1 rRNA gene is annotated in these 235 nt (G+C 39.1%); it reads left to right on the top strand.

The features are described from left to right. Positions 1–81 (top strand): 16S ribosomal RNA (locus MZO40_RS17290); the annotation flags it as partial. Positions 82–235 lie beyond the last annotated feature (154 nt).

A 235-nucleotide genomic window follows, 5' to 3' on the forward strand; every position in this document is an offset into this window, starting at 1 on the left:
CCGCCTAAGGTGGGACAGATGATTAGGGTGAAGTCGTAACAAGGTAGCCGTAGGAGAACCTGCGGCTGGATCACCTCCTTTCTAAGGAATATTACGGAAACCTACACACGCGTCGAAGCTTTGTTTAGTTTTGAGAGATTTAACTCTCAAAACTTGTTCTTTGAAAACTAGATAATATCAAATATATTTTTTCATAATGAAACCGAGAACACCGCGTTTTTTGAGTTTTTTATTG

Origin of the sequence: Lactiplantibacillus sp. B652 (assembly GCF_023806745.1) — a bacterium.
In the GTDB taxonomy this organism is placed as follows: domain Bacteria; phylum Bacillota; class Bacilli; order Lactobacillales; family Lactobacillaceae; genus Lactiplantibacillus; species Lactiplantibacillus pentosus.